Origin of the sequence: Streptomyces sp. NPDC059875 (assembly GCF_042731085.1) — a bacterium.
In the GTDB taxonomy this organism is placed as follows: domain Bacteria; phylum Actinomycetota; class Actinomycetes; order Streptomycetales; family Streptomycetaceae; genus Streptomyces.
This window is the reverse complement of sequence record NZ_JBHWJZ010000043.1, coordinates 23,331-38,271: the sequence shown is the minus strand read 5'-3', so window position 1 is coordinate 38,271 and position 14,941 is coordinate 23,331. Positions and strand designations below refer to the sequence as shown.

Annotated in this window: 8 protein-coding genes; 2 read left to right on the top strand and 6 right to left on the bottom strand. The window is 74.1% G+C overall.

Features of this window, described 5'->3' with window-relative positions:
* The first annotated feature begins 258 nt into the window (after positions 1-258).
* Complete coding sequence (locus ACFV9D_RS34285) at positions 259-4,386, top strand: trypsin-like peptidase domain-containing protein (RefSeq protein WP_385155267.1); 4,128 nt, start codon at positions 259-261, stop codon at positions 4,384-4,386.
* 31 nt (positions 4,387-4,417) lie between these two features.
* Entirely contained in the window at positions 4,418-5,374 is a 957-nt protein-coding gene (locus tag ACFV9D_RS34280; protein ID WP_385155264.1) for a bifunctional riboflavin kinase/FAD synthetase, read from the top strand.
* A 37-nt stretch (positions 5,375-5,411) separates the two neighbouring features.
* On the opposite strand, the gene ACFV9D_RS34275 is transcribed toward ACFV9D_RS34280, so the two are convergent.
* The 6 genes from ACFV9D_RS34275 to ACFV9D_RS34250 all read right to left on the bottom strand — a co-directional run bounded on the left by ACFV9D_RS34275 (position 5,412) and on the right by ACFV9D_RS34250 (position 14,795).
* Positions 5,412-6,458 carry an ABC transporter ATP-binding protein gene (locus tag ACFV9D_RS34275; RefSeq protein WP_385155333.1) on the bottom strand — a complete coding sequence of 349 codons (1,047 nt, stop codon included), beginning with the start codon at positions 6,456-6,458 and terminating at the stop codon, positions 5,412-5,414.
* A gap of 170 nt (positions 6,459-6,628) precedes the next feature.
* A complete protein-coding gene (locus ACFV9D_RS34270) occupies positions 6,629-7,594 on the bottom strand; it encodes an ABC transporter ATP-binding protein (protein ID WP_385155261.1) in 966 nt (321 codons plus the stop codon).
* The gene (locus tag ACFV9D_RS34265) at positions 7,591-8,490 is read right to left on the bottom strand and encodes an ABC transporter permease (protein WP_385155258.1); all 900 of its coding nucleotides are present in this window, start codon (positions 8,488-8,490) and stop codon (positions 7,591-7,593) included. The genes ACFV9D_RS34270 and ACFV9D_RS34265 overlap by 4 nt, the downstream gene beginning before the upstream one ends.
* Positions 8,487-9,551, bottom strand: coding sequence for an ABC transporter permease (locus ACFV9D_RS34260; RefSeq protein ID WP_385155254.1), 1,065 nt, complete (start codon positions 9,549-9,551; stop codon positions 8,487-8,489). Before ACFV9D_RS34260 ends, ACFV9D_RS34265 begins: the two co-directional genes overlap by 4 nt.
* A gap of 3 nt (positions 9,552-9,554) precedes the next feature.
* Entirely contained in the window at positions 9,555-11,405 is a 1,851-nt protein-coding gene (locus ACFV9D_RS34255) for an ABC transporter substrate-binding protein (RefSeq protein ID WP_385155330.1), read from the bottom strand.
* A gap of 180 nt (positions 11,406-11,585) precedes the next feature.
* Positions 11,586-14,795, bottom strand: a complete 3,210-nt coding sequence (locus ACFV9D_RS34250; protein WP_385155249.1) for an SCO5717 family growth-regulating ATPase — start codon at positions 14,793-14,795, stop codon at positions 11,586-11,588.
* Positions 14,796-14,941: the final 146 nt, after the last annotated feature.

The window sequence follows — 14,941 nt, the reverse complement described above, 5'->3', positions numbered from 1 at the left end:
TGGTTGTCGCACTTTCGGGCCCCGCAATGGCGCGGGGCGTTGTCGGCTTCCGCCCCCCCGGCCCCGTTAGGGTTTGTGTGGGGGCGGGGCCCGGGGGGGGCCCCCCCCCCACGATCCCCCTCCGGGGAGTGTCTATCCACTCCGAACCACTCATTCACCCCTTCGGGCAGGCGCTCGGAGTGAATCGGGGGAGCGCTGGGGGGCGCTTTCGTCCGGTGTGCTTCTCGGAGTGATCACCGGCGACCTACCGTCGACACCATGGGACGCGGGGACCTGGCGACGCTGGTACGGATCTGCGATCTGGCGGGCCGGCCACGCGGCACGGGCTTCGTCGCCGACGATCGGGGGACGGTCGTCACCAGCCACGAGGCCGTCGACGGGCTCGTACGGATCGTGCTGCACGCCCCCGACGAGCGCATGTGGCTCGCGGAGGCCGACGCCATCACGGCCCTGCCGGAGGCCGGTCTCGCGCTCGTACGGACCGAGGGGCTCGGCGTCCGTCCGCTGCCGCTCTCGGCCCGGACCGAGATCGAGGCCGGGACGTACGTACGGGTCGCCGCGCACGGCTGGCGGGAGGCGCGGGTCCTCGGCGGCGCGTCCGTCACGTACACCGCGACCGACCGCTTCCACATCCTCGGCCATGCCCTGGAGCTCGCCATCGGCACGGAGGGTGCGGAGGCGCTGCGCCTGGGCGGGCGGGCCGCGGGCGGCCCCGTCGTGGACCCGGCGACCGGAGCCGTGGTCGGCGTCCTCGGGACCGCGCTGACCGGCGACCACCGCGACGCGGCCGGGTACGCGGTGTCCCTGGCGCACGCGCGGTCCATCGAGCCGCTGGCCGCGTTGCTGCGGCGGAACGGCGCCACCGTGCCCTGTTACGGACGGGACCTCAATCTGGCGGGTGTCCTGGAACTCACCGCCACGTCCACCGGCTCCGCGGGCGGCCCGAAGGCATGGGCCGAGCCCGTCGAACGGGCCGTGTGCGTCCGGGAGTTCGCCGTCTTCGCCGCGGGCGAGGCGCTGGTCCTCGCACTCGTCGGCGCCCCCGGTACCGGCCGGACCACCGCGCTCGCGGCCCACTGCGCCCGCCGCGCCCGGGGCGCCGAGCCCGCCCCCACCGTCTGGCTGCGCGGAGCGGACCTGCGGGCCGAGGACACCTCGGTCGCCGAAGCCGTCGCCCGCGTCCTGCGCCAGGCCGGCCGGATCGTCGCGGCGACCGGCGCGCGCGGCGACGCGACCTCCGCCACCCCGGAACGGGCGGCCGCGCTCGCCCGCGAGGCGGGCCGCCCCCTGCTCGTGATCCTCGACGGCCCGGAGGAGATGCCCCCGTTCCTGGCCCACCGCCTCGCCGCCTGGACGACGGGCACGGAGACCTGGCTGCGCAGTCACGGTGCCCGCCTGATGCTCGGCTGCCGCCCGGAACACTGGGAACAGGCGAGCGGCCTTTACGCCCCGGGGTCCCTGCACGGAGGGGCGGGGGGTGAGGGGCCGGGCGCGGTGTCCGGAGCGAGGGCCGCGGGCGGCTCGGGTGGCGGCTCCGGTGATGGCCCCGGCGCGGCCGGAGGCCGGTTGCCCGGTGCTGATCATTCCGCCGGATCCGCTTCGCCCGGCGCGGCGGGAGGTGCCAGGGCGGTGCCAGGTGCCTGGCCGGGCGTCGCGGTCCCTCGTCAGCAGGTGCCCGCACCGGGGATTCCGACCGGGCGGGTGGCCGGCATGCCCGGCGCCGTCCTGCTCGGGGAACTCACCCTTGGGGAAGCCGAGCTCGCCCAGGGGCGGTACGGGCTCCGTGCCGCCGAGCTGGAGGGCGACGACGCACGGCACCCGCTCGCGCTCCGGCTGCTCGCCGAGGTGCGCGAGGCAATGCCCCGCGGGGTGCCCGGACGTCCCGGGCGGGAGGAGATCTTCGGTGCCTACCTGGACCTGATGTGTCTGCGGGTCGCGGTACGGATCGCCGCCGGGTCCCGACCCCTGCCGCGGGGCACCGCCGTACGCCGGCTCGCGGCGCGGGTCGCCGGGCAGGTCCACGAGGCCGCCCGGCGGTGCCTCGGGCCCGGGCAGGGGGAACTGGACCGCGAGTCCTTCGAGGAGATCTTCCCGTGGCGGACCGGCTGGGCCTCCGCCGTCCTCACGGAGGGGCTCGTCGTTCCCGCCGGGGCCGGCTACCGCTTCGGCCACGAGGAGCTCGCCGACTGGATCCAGGGCGCCCACCTGGACGTCGACGGCGCCCTGCACGCGCTGGTCCACCGCTGGCACGAGGGCGCCCCGGTCCGGCTCCCGTCCCGCCCCGGTACGCCGCGCGCGATGCCGACCGGTCACGTGCCCCCGCCACCCGGCGCGCACGGCACCGGCGAGGAGCCCCCGCGCTCGCTCCCCGTACCGCGCCACCGGATCGGCCCCGTCGTCCAGGCCCTGCTCCTCCTGGACCGCGAACAGGGCCCCGCCGCGCTCCAGCGGCGGCTCAGGGCACTGACCGAGGCCCTCGACCGGTTGTCCGACGCGAGCGACGACTCGGCCGACGCCGCCTGGTGGGGCTCCCGACTCCTGTCCCAGACCCTGCTGAGCCTCCCGGACCCGAAGCCGTACCTCCCGGTCCTCCGCCACCTCGCCGACCACATCGGCGCCAGACCGGCACCACCGACCACCGCGGCCGCCCACGGGGCCGGGTCTTCGCCCACACCGCCGGAGCGCCACGGCGCAGCCCCCGACCCCCGGCCAGCCCCCTGGCCCCGACAGCGGACGGCTCCGCCACCCGGCATCGACTCCTCCACGGCCCCGGCGGGTCCAACGCACCGGCCCGGCACCGATGCCGGGTCGTACCCCGGCGGCGTGCCCGAGCCATGGGCCCCTGTCCCCTTCGGGCGGTCGCCCGAGCGCGGCGGGTCCGACCGAGCCGTCGGTGCGGCCCCGGACTCGGTTCCCGCCCAGGGCGTGGGGACGGCTCCCGGCCCGCAGCCCTCCGCGGCCTTCGATGGGCCGGACCCCCTGGTTCCCACCCCGCACGCGGCTCCCCGCCCCGCGCTCGGAGCGTTCGGTGTCTTCGGGCTGTCCTTCTGGGAAGCGCTGCGCATCGGGGAGGACGAGCGGGTGGATCTGTTGCGGCGGCTCGTGCCCGCCGACGCCGCGCCCGGGGGCGACGCGGCGCCCCGGTTCCTCGACGCCGTCGCCGGGCGGCTCGTCGCCGAGCCCCGGGGCGTACAGCCGCTGCTGTGTCGCTGGTTCGGCGACGGGCGGGCGCTGGCCGCCGCGCCGTACGCCACCGTCGCCACCGCCGCGCAGGCGCTCCTGCACACCCATCGGAACCTCGCCGTCGACGACCTCTGCGAGGCGCTCGTCGCCACCGCCCATCCGCTCGCCGACGGGCTCCTCACCGCGCTCGCCGAGGACGAGCCGTCCGCCGTCTGCCGGGCCGTCGACCGGTGGGCGCACGACGACGGGCGGCCGGCACGCCGGGCCGCCGCCGCCGCGTACGGGAGCCTGGTCGCCGAGCACGTCACGACCGGCCCCGACCGCGAACTCCTCCGGTACACGGCCCTCGCCCTGCTCGCCCGCCCCGGCGACGCCGCCCTGCACGGCGAAGCCCTCGGCCTCCTCGTCCGCGACCCGCACACCCGCGCCCGCCACCTGCCCCGCGCCCTGGTCGACCCCCGCGTCCCCGCCGGCGCGCTCGCCACCGCGCTCGCCACCCACCCCGAACCGGTCCTCGCCGCCTTCCAGGCCCGGCTGCACGGGCCGGGGCAAGCCGCGGGCGACGCGCTCCGGGCGCTCGCCGAGGTCACCACCCCCGCCCTCGCCCGCCGGGCCGCCGCCCTGGTGCGCGAGTACGTCGACCGCCACCCCGACGGCGCGGAACACGCCGCCGCCTTCGTCGACCGCCGCCTCGAGCACGGCCCGGCCGCCCGCGCGATCCTCTTCCCGCTCGTCACCGGCCTGCTCCGCGGCCGCCCGGTACAGGTCCGCCGCGCCCTGGCCCCCGTACTCGCCGCGCCCGGCACCGGTGCCTCCCGCCTCCTGCGCACCGAGCTTCTTGACATACTCCTCGACCACGAGCGCTACGACGCCCGGGACCTGGCCGTCCTCGACGCCCTGTTGCGCGCCGCCGCCCTGGGCTGCGAGCGGCGCACCGAGGTCCGTACCCGCGACCTCGTCCACCGCGCCGGCCTCCTCCTGGTCCGCACCCCTGAGGGCGCCACCTGCCTGGACCGGCGGCTCGTCGAGCTCGCCCGCGAAGTCCCCGCCTTCGCCGCCCAGCTGACCGGCTGGCTGACGGCGGCCCCGGAGGAATGGGCCGCCGTCGTCGGCGCCGGCACGCGCCGTACGGTTCTGAGCCTCGGCAGTTCCATGCCGATGCGAAGCGACGGCCGTGGGCATGGCAGTCTTAGACCTGCGTAATCGGCGAACATGCGGACGAGGAGCGGTCACAGTGCAGCGCTGGCGTGGCTTGGAGGACATCCCCCAGGACTGGGGGCGCAGCGTCGTCACCATCGGCTCCTACGACGGTGTGCACCGCGGGCACCAGCTGATCATCGGGCGGGCGGTGGAGCGCGCCCGTGAGCTGCGCGTCCCGTCCGTCGTCGTCACCTTCGACCCGCACCCCTCCGAGGTCGTGCGGCCCGGCAGCCACCCGCCCCTGCTCGCCCCGCACCACCGGCGCGCGGAGCTGATGGCGAAGCTGGGCGTGGATGCGGTGCTGGTCCTTCCCTTCACGGCCGAGTTCTCGCAGCTCTCCCCGGCGGACTTCATCGTGAAGGTCCTCGTCGACAAGCTGCACGCGAAGGCCGTCATCGAGGGCCCGAACTTCCGCTTCGGGCACCGGGCCGCCGGCAACGTCGACTTCCTGGCCGAGCTGGGCGCGACCTACGACTACGAGGTCGAGGTCGTCGACCTCTTCGTGAGCGGCACGGCGGGCGGCGGGGAGCCGTTCTCCTCCACGCTCACCCGCCGACTGGTCGCCGAGGGCGACATGGAGGGCGCCGCCGAGATCCTCGGCCGTCCGCACCGCGTCGAGGGCATCGTCGTCCGCGGCGCCCAGCGGGGCCGTGAGCTCGGCTTCCCGACCGCCAACGTGGAGACCCTCCCGCACACCGCCATCCCGGCCGACGGCGTGTACGCCGGCTGGCTGACGGCGGCGGGGGAGCGGATGCCGGCCGCGATCTCGGTCGGCACCAACCCCCAGTTCGACGGCACCGAGCGGACCGTCGAGGCGTACGCGATCGACCGCGAGGGGCTCGACCTGTACGGCCTGCACGTGGCCGTCGACTTCCTGGCGTACGTCCGCGGGATGCTGAAGTTCGACACCCTGGACGATCTGCTGGAAGCGATGGCCGGGGACGTGAAGCGCTGCCGCGAACTGACCGAGGCGTACGACCGGAAGAGCTGACCCCGGGTGCCCGGCCGGCCCCGGGGCGGCCCGGCGGTCAGCGGCAGCTCGTGACCTCCGCGCAGCTGCTCACCCAGTGGCACGCGACGTCCCGCGCCCCGCTGCCACCCAGCACCGGTAGGTCCTCGCCCCGGCAGCGGTCCGCGACAGCGGCCGCCTCCCCGGACGCGAGCACCTGGCAGCGGGCGTGGAAGCGACACCCGGACGGGATGCGAGTCGGGTCCGGTGGCTCGCCGGTCAGCACCACCGGCTCGCCTTCGGACTCCGGCAGGACGGACAACAGCGCCCGGGTGTACGGGTGCTGAGGTGAGGTCAGTACGGACTCCACCGTGCCGGTCTCCACGATCCGCCCGAGGTACATCACCGCCACCCGGTCCGCGATGTTCCACGCGAGACCCAGGTCGTGCGTCACGACCAGCGCCGACAGCCCCAGTTCGTCGCGCAGACGCAGCAGCAGCGCCAGGATCTCGCCCCGTACGGACGCGTCCAGCGAGGCCACCGGCTCGTCCGCGACGATCAGCTCGGGCTGGAGGACCAGCGCGCCCGCGATGACGACCCGCTGACGCTGCCCGCCGGACAGCTCGTGCGGGTAGCGCAGGAAGAAGCGCTCGGGCGGGCGGAGACCGGCCCGCGAGAGGGCCTCCGCGACGGCGGCCCGCTCGTCCCCTTCGTAGCCGTGGATCCGCAGCCCCTCGGCCACGGCGTCGTACACCGTGTGGCGCGGGTTCAGCGAGCCGCTGGGGTCCTGGAGGACCAGCTGGGCCCGCTTCCGGTACGCCTTGAGGGCACGGGAGCTGTACGACAGCGGGGCCCCGGCGAAGGTGACGGTTCCGGACGTGGGCGGCACGAGACCGAGCAGCGACCGCGCCAGCGTCGTCTTGCCGCACCCCGACTCGCCGACCAGTGCCACGATCTCGCCCGCGCCGATGTCCAGGTCGACCCCGTCCACCGCGCGCGCAGCCGGTGCGCCCCGCCGCCCGGGAAAGGTGACGTGCAGCCCGGTCGCCGACAGCAGCGGTCCGGAGGACGCGCCGGACGGCTCGGCGTCCGGAAGCGCCTCGGCCGACGGCGAAGGCGCCGACACCGAAGGACTCGACGCCCCGGCCTCCGGCAGCCCGGCCTTGGCCGTGACGGTCTCCGCGTGCGCCTTCGCCGTGACGGTCTCCGCCGCAACCGTCTCCGACACGACCGCCTCCGCAGCCGCGCCGTCCGGCGACGAGCCGCCCGACGGCACGGCGTCCGGCGTCAAGGGATTCACGAGCCACTCCCCACATGTACGCAGGCCGCCCGGCGCCCCGCGCCCGCATCCCGCAGTTCCTGGTCCTGGTCGCCGCACTCCTCCACCGCCACCGGGCAGCGCGGGTGGAACGCGCAGCCGCCCGGTAGATCCGCCGGGTCCGGCGGGTCGCCCGGGAGTCCGCGTGGCGCCCGCCGGGACGCCGGGTCGCCGATCCTCGGGAAGGCCGACGACAGCGCCCGCCCGTACGGGTGCTCCGCCGCGTCGTACACGGCCCGCGCGGGGCCCTCCTCCACCACCCGCCCGGCGTACATCACCGCGAGCCGGTCGCAGGTGTCGGCGAGGACCGCCAGGTCGTGGCTGATCATCAGCAGACTGATCTCGTCGTCGGCCACCAGACGCTCGATCAGCCGCAGGATCTGCGCCTGGATCATCACGTCCAGCGCCGTCGTCGGCTCGTCGGCCACGATCAGCCGTGGATCGCAGGCGAGCGCCATCGCGATCATCACCCGCTGACGCTGCCCACCCGACAGCTCGTGCGGGTAGGCCGCCGCCCGCGCCGCCGGCAGACCCACGTGCTCCAGGAGCTCCCCGACCCGCTTGCGCGCCGCCGCCGGCGTGGAACGCCCGTGCACGAGCAGCGGCTCGGCGATCTGGTCGCCGATCCGGTGCACCGCGTTCAGCGAGTGCATCGCGCCCTGGAAGACGATCGACGCCCCCGCCCAGCGCACGGCCCGCAGCCGTCCCCACTTCATGGTGAGGACGTCCTCGCCGTCGAGCAGGATCTGCCCGGTCAGCCGGGCGGACGGCGGCAGCAGTCGCAGCAGCGCCAGCGCCATCGTCGACTTCCCGCACCCCGACTCGCCCGCGACCCCGAGCTTCTGCCCGGCGGCCAGGGTGAGATCGACCCCTCGTACGGCAGGGACGGCCGCCGCCCCCGACCCGTACGTCACGCTGAGGTTCCGTACCTCGAGCAGGCTCATCGCCCCACCCCCAGCTTCGGGTTCAGTACGGACTCGACCGCCCGCCCGCACAGCGTGAAGGCGAGCGCGACGAGCGCGATCGCGATCCCGGGCGGGGCGAGGTACCACCAGTGGCCGGACGAGACCGCGCCCGCCTCCCGCGCGTCCTGGAGCATGCCGCCCCAGGACACCACCGTCGGATCGCCGAGGCCGAGGAAGGCGAGGGTCGCCTCGGTGAGGATCGCGGTGGAGATGCCGAGCGTCGTCTGGGCGAGCACCAGCGGCATCACGTTGGGCAGCACGTGCCGGCTCATGATGTGCCCGTGCCCGCCGCCCAGCGCGGTGGCCCGTTCGATGTACGGACGGGACTCCACCGCGATCGTCTGGGCCCGCACCAGCCGGGCGGTCGTCGGCCAACTGGTGACGCCGATCGCCAGGATCACCGTCCACATCGAGCGGGACAGCACGGTCGCGAGGACGATCGCGAGGACCAGCGTCGGCATCACCAGGAACCAGTCGGTGATCCGCATGACGACCGTCGAGAACCATCCGCCGTAGTGGCCCGCGATGATGCCGACGAGCGTGCCGATGGCCACCGAGAGCGCCGCCGCGAGCAGGCCGACGAGCAGCGAGATCCTGGCTCCCCAGAGCAGCAGGCCGAGCAGCGAGCGCCCGAACTGGTCGGTCCCGAGCGGGAATTCGGCGCTCGGGGACTCCAGGGCCGTGCCCGGTGCGTTGGTCACCGACTGCACGTCGGCGCCGACGATCAGCGGGGCGGCGAGCGCGAGCAGCGCGATCAGGGCGAGCCCGGCCAGACCGTAGAGACCGGCGCGATGGGTCCGGTACTGCTTCCAGAAGCGGGACACCGTGCCGCGCCGGCGTTCCCATGCGAGAGACGAGAGTGACGAGGAGGTCATCGGCCCACCCGGGGGTCGAGCAGCGGATAGAGCAGGTCGGCGATCAGGTTCATCACGATCATCGCGCCGGCGAAGACGACGAACAGGCCCTGGACGAGCGGCAGATCGGGCACGCTCAGCGCCTGGTAGAAGAGCCCGCCGAGCCCCGGCCAGGAGAACACCGTCTCCACCAGGATCGAACCGGCCGCCACATGGCCCAGATTGATGAAGACCATGGTCACGGTCGGCAGCAGCGCGTTCGGCACGGCGTGCCGGCGCCGTACGTTGTCGTCGCGGAGCCCCTTGGCCCGCGCGGTCGTCAGATAGTCGCTGCCCATCTCGTCGAGCAGCGAGGAGCGCATCACCAGCAGGGTCTGCGCGTAGCCGACGGCGACCAGGGTGAGGACCGGCAGCACCATGTGGTGCGCGACGTCGAGGACGTACGCGAAGCCGGTCTCGCCCGCACCCGACTCCATGCCGCCCGTCGGGAAGAGCCCCGGGATCGGTCCGATGCCGACCGAGAAGACGATGATCAGGAGCAGGCCGAGCCAGAACGAGGGCACGGACCACAGGGTCAGCGCGACGCCGGTGTTGAGCTTGTCGCCGAGGCCTCCGTGGTTCCAGGCGGAGCGGGTGCCGAGCCACAGCCCGAGCGCCGAGTAGATCATCACGGCGACGCCGGTGAGCAGCAGCGTGGCCGGCAGCTTCTGCGCGATGAGGTCGCCGACCGGGGCGTGGAACTGGTACGAGGTGCCGAGATCGCCGCTCAGCGCCTTGGCGCAGTAGTCGGTGAACTGCTGCCAGAGCGGCAGATCGAGCCCGAACTGCCGGCGCAGGGTCGCCAGCTGCTCGGCCGAGGTCGGCACCCCGTGCGTCATCGCCTTGACCGGGTCGCCCGGGATGATCCGGAAGAGGAAGAAGCTGGTGACGAGCACGGCGAGCAGCGAGACGGCGGCGCCGCCGAGCTTGCCCGCCACGTAGCGGAGGTACTGGAGGGTCGTACCGGTGCGGGAGCCGCCGCCGTCCGTGGCGCGGACCTTGTCGGTCCGTGCCACGTCGGCGGGGGTGCTTGCTGTCGTCACGGACTACTCGCGGTCGTCGGCGGTGGAGCGGCGCTTCATGCCGAGGAGGACGCCGATGCCGACCACGACGACCACGGCGGCGCCGATGCCGACGATCACCCCGGTGGACGATCCGCCGTTGGAGCCGGACTCCGCGGAGGAGGCGGTGGGCACGGCCGACCACCAGCTCCAGTAGCCGTCCTGGCCCCAGAGGTTGCCGGCGGCCTCCGGCATCGTGGTGATCGACTTGATCTGGTCCGTGCGGTACGCCTCGAGGGCGTTCGGGTAGGCCATGATGTTCATGTACCCCGTGTCGTACAGCCTGGACTGCATCTGCTTGACCAGATCCGCCCGCTTGGCGGCGTCGTACTCCACCGACTGCTGCGCGTACAGCGTGTCGAACTGCTGGTCGCAGATGAAGTTGTCGGTGGCGCCGGTGTCCTTCGGGGTCGCCGGCAGGGTGCCGCAGGTGTGGATCGACAGGACGTAGTCCGGGTCCGGGTTGACCGACCAGCCGTCGAAGGCGAGGTCGTAGTCGCCCTTCGTCCACGGGTCGCCGACGTTGTCCAGGCACTCGACCTTCAGTCCGATGCCGAGCTTGCCCCACCACTCCTGGAGGTACTTGCCGATCGCCTTGTCGTTCGGGTCGGTGGCGTGACACAGGATCCGGAACTCCAGCGGCTTGCCGTCCTTGCCGACCCGCTTGCCCTCGCCGTTCTTCTTGTATCCGGCCTGCTCGAGGAGCTGCTCGGCCTTGGCGGGGTCGTAGGCCAGCTTCTGCTCGGCGGCCGGCTTCCAGAAGTACGAGCCGAAGCGCGGCGGGATGTATCCCTCGCCCTCGACCGCGTGGCCCTGGAAGACCTTGTCGACGATCGTGGTCCGGTCCACGGCGAGGAAGAGCGCCTTGCGGACGGCCGGGTCGAGCAGCGCCGGGTGTCCGTTGCCGAAGGTCTTGCCGTCCTTGGAGCGGGCGCCCGGGTTGGTGGCCAGGGCGAAGAAGCGCCGGCCGGGAGCGTCGTTGACCTTGATGTTCTTCGCGGACTTCAGTGCGGCTGCCTGAGCGGGCGTCAGGTTCGGTACGAAGGACACCTCGCCCTTCTGCAGCGCCGCGACGGCCGCGTCACCGTCCTTGTAGTACTTGAAGACCAGCTCGTCGAACTTGGGCGCGCCGCGCCAGAAGCTCTTGTTGGGCTTCAGCTTGATGTACTGGTCGACCTTGAAGTCCGTGATGACGAACGGACCGTTGCCGACGATCGGGAACTGCTGGTCGTTGTTGAACTTCGAGAAGTCGCCGACCTTCTCCCAGACGTGCTTGGGCACGATCGGCACGTCCAGCGCCGTCATCGTGGCCTGGGGCTTCTTCAGCTCGATGACGAGCGTCTGGGGGTCGGGCGCGGTGACCGTCTTGAAGTTGGACGTGAAGCTGCCGTTCGCGGTGGCGGCGTTCTCGTCCGTCATCATCTTGTTGAAGGTCCAGGCGGCGTCCTCGGCCGTGGCGGGCTTCCCGTCGGACCACTTCGAGTCCTTGCGGATCGTGTACGTCCACGTCAGCTTGTCGGGGGAGGACTTCCACTCGGTCGCAAGGCCCGGGATCGGCTTGGCGTCCTTCGCGTCGTAGTTCGTCAGGTACTCGTAGGCCAGCCGGTGGATGCTGGTCGAGGTGAGCTTCTGGGCGAGGAAGGGGCTCAGCGAGTCGATGCTCTGCGAGACGGCGACGGTGAGGGTGGAGCCGCCGGCCTTGCCGTCCCCCTCGGCGGACGGCGCCGCCTGAGCGGCCGTCGGAACCGCCAGGGTGGCGGCGGTGACGCCGGCGGCGAGGAGGAGTCGGAGGAGTCTGCGTGGGGCGGCCGGGCGGGGTGGAACCTTCGTGACCATGACCATGGGACGTGACCTCGCGTCGTGGATCTTGGGGCGCCAACTGGTGAAGCGAAGGTTTATCAGCGGTGGCGGAGCGGCGTCAACGATGACTCAAACCCCTTGTGGGCTGGGGGAATGCCAAGAGGCTCCGCACCGGAGAGCCGGTGCGGAGCCTCATTGGTCTATTCCTCTGACGCCTTACTGTTGAGGGGCTGGCGGTGCCTGCGGGGGCGACTGCGGAGGCTGCTGCCAGCCCTGGGGCATGCCGGGCTGACCGGGCTGCTGCGGGTAGGGCTGCTGCTGCGGCGGGTACGGCTGGGGCTGGGCCTGCGGGTACGGCTGCTGGCCCGGCTGGCCTCCGTACGGCTGTCCCGGCTGCGGGGCCTGGGGAGCGTACGGCTGACCGGGCGCCGGCTGACCCCCGTACGGCTGACCCGGCATCGGCTGACCGGGCTGACCGGGCTGGCCGGGCATCGGCGGGGCCATGTTCGGCGGGAGGCCGCCCTGGCCGTCACCGGTCCACAGTCCCTGCGCCTGCTGCGCCCGGGCGAAGTCCTCGGCGACCATCGCCGACAGGTTGAAGTACGCCTCGCGCGTCTTCGGCCGCATCATGTCGAGGTCGACCTCGGCGCCCGCCGACAGGTGCTCGTCGAACGGCACGACCACGACGCCGCGGCAGCGGGTCTGGAAGTGCTGCACGATGTCGTCGACCTTGATCATCTTTCCGGTCTCGCGGACCCCCGAGATGACCGTGATCGAGCGCTGCACCAACTCCGCGTAGCCGTGCGCGGAGAGCCAGTCGAGCGTCGTGGACGCGCTGGAGGCACCGTCCACGGACGGGGTGGAGATGATGATCAGCTGGTCGGCGAGGTCGAGCACCCCGCGCATCGCGCTGTAGAGCAGACCCGTACCGGAGTCGGTCAGGATGATCGGGTACTGCTTGCCCAGGACGTCGATCGCCCGCCGGTAGTCCTCGTCGTTGAACGTCGTGGAGACGGCCGGGTCCACGTCGTTGGCGATGATCTCCAGACCGGAGGGCGCCTGCGAGGTGAAGCGCCGGATGTCCATGTACGAGTGGAGGTACGGGATCGCCTGCACGAGGTCGCGGATGGTGGCCCCGGTCTCGCGCCGCACCCGGCGGCCGAGCGTGCCGGCGTCCGGGTTGGCGTCGATCGCCAGGATCTTGTCCTGCCGCTCGGTGGCCAGGGTCGCGCCCAGCGCGGTGGTCGTCGTGGTCTTGCCGACGCCGCCCTTGAGGGAGATGACGGCGATCCGGTAGCAGGACAGGACCGGCGTACGGATCAGGTCGAGCTTGCGCTGCCGCTCGGCCTCCTCCTTCTTGCCGCCGAGCTTGAAGCGGGCGGAGGCGCCGGGGTTCCGGCTGGACTTGGCCTTCTGCTTGCTGTTGCGCAGCAGACGGTCGGACGAGAGCTCGACGGCCGCGTTGTACCCGAGCGGGGCGCCCGGCACGGAACGCTCGCGCTGGTCATGCGTGACCGGAGTGGGCCACGCGGCACCGGTCCGCGGATCGACCGGCGGCTGCGGCGCCTGCGGGTGCTGCGGCTGCTGTCCGGCCTGCGGGGGTACGGGAGCCTGGTGGGGCGGCACCTGGTGGTCCGGGTGCACCTGCCCGGGCACCTGCGGGTGCTGCGGCGCGGGCTGGGCGCCGGGGTGCGGGAAGCCGTACCCGCCCTGCGGGGCGGGCGGCGTGGCCGGGGCTCCCGGGTGCGGGAAGCCGTAACCGCCTTGAGGGGCGGGGGTGTTGGCGTCGGGCCCTTGCGGTGCCTGTGGTGCGGGCTGGGCGCCGGGGTGCGGGAAGCCGTAACCGCCTTGCGGGGCGGGGGTGTTGGCGTCGGGCGTCTGCGGTGCCTGCGGTGCGGGCTGGGCTCCCGGGTGCGGGAAGCCGTAACCACCCTGCGGGGCCGGGGCGTTGGCGTCGGGCGCCGGCGGCTGCACGGCCGGGTTCGGGAACCCGTACGCGCCCTGGCCCTGCGGGGGGACGGGCGCGGGCAGGGGCTGACCGGGCTGAGGGAAGCCGTAGCCGCCCGAGGCGCCCTGCGGCGGCACGGGAGCCTGGGCGTTCGGGTTCGACGGGGCCGGCCAGGAGCCGGCGGCCGGCAGCGGGGCGGCCGGCGGAACCGGCTGGTCGCCCGCGGGCCACTGCGGCGCCGCGGCGGGAGCCGCGGGCTGGAACGACGGCGGCAGCGGCGGCAGTCCGGCACCGCTCGGCGGCGCGCCCGGGCTCCACGGCTCGGGAGCCGCCGGCAGGGCGGGCGGCAGCGCGGCGGGAACCCCGTCCCGGGGCTCGTCGGCGGGAGCGGTGGCCTCGGGCGCTCCGGCGGCCGGCAGCGCGAGGGCGGCGGGCGTTCCTTCGGCCGCGGGCAGCGCGCCCGCGGCGCGGTCGCTGGTGGCGGGGGAACCCGGCTCGGAGGTCTCGTCCGCCGTCAGGCCCGGGGCGCCGGGCGCCTCGCCGCCCTCCGGCGCCGTGCTCGTGGCGGTGTCGACGGCCGCGTCCGGTGCGCCAGGCGCGGTGGCCGTGGCCGCGTCCGCCGGAGACTGCTCCGGCCCACTCGCGGCGTCCGGTGCGGAGCCTTCCGGGTCCGCCGACGGGAGCTCCTGAGCAGGAACACCGGCGGTGCCCGCGTCCGTGGCCCCGGGCAGCTCGGGTGCGCCACCCCCGGCGGGGGTCTGCCCCGGTGCGGCGGGAGCGCCGTGGGTGTCGAAGGAGGAAGAGGAAGTCGTGCCCGGGGTGGTCGGCGAGGCCTGGCCGGAGGCGTCGGTCGGCGCCGACTGCTCGGCGGCTCCACCGGCACCGGGACCCGTCGCGCCGTCGCCCACCGAGGGAACGAGCGGCGTGCCGTCCGCACCCGGACCGACCTGACCGGCCGTCGGAAGTCCGGTCGAGCCCGCGCCGGGCTCCTCGCCGCGGGCGGTCTCCGCCGCCGCCGCGCGCTCGGAGATCTCCGCCATCTCGCGCTTCAGCGCGGCGGGGGAGAAGCGCATGGTCGCGCCGCTCTCCAGATCGCCGCCCCCGAACGACCCGCCGTCAGCGGGCACGGGGGGCGCGACGGGCGCGGGCGGCGCCGTCGGAGCGGGTGCGGGCGCGACGGGCGCCGACTGCGCGGGCGCCGGCGGGACCGGCGCCGGAGGCGCCCAGCCGGGTTCGAAACCGCTGCCCGCCGGAAGTCCCGGGACGGCGACGGGCGCACCGGTCGGCGGCGGCGGGGTCACGCCGCCGGATCCTCCGGCGTCCCCCGAACCGGCCGATCCCGACGCGTTCTGCGTGTACCAGGCCGGAGGGGTGTAGTCGATGGTGAACTCACCCGTCATCTCGGCGGGATCCGCGTCGGACTGATCATCGGCGGGCGGATTCCAACCCCCGTGGATCTCGTCCCGATCGCCGTTCACTTTGCCTCCTGGTGTGGTCGCGCACCCTTGTGCTGTCGTGGGCGGGCCCTACCCACCCTAAACGCCAACCGTGTCCGCCGGGCAGGCCCGACTGCCCGCGCACGGCTGTCCCCGTAGGTCACGTCTCGCCCCCAAGTGACCTACCC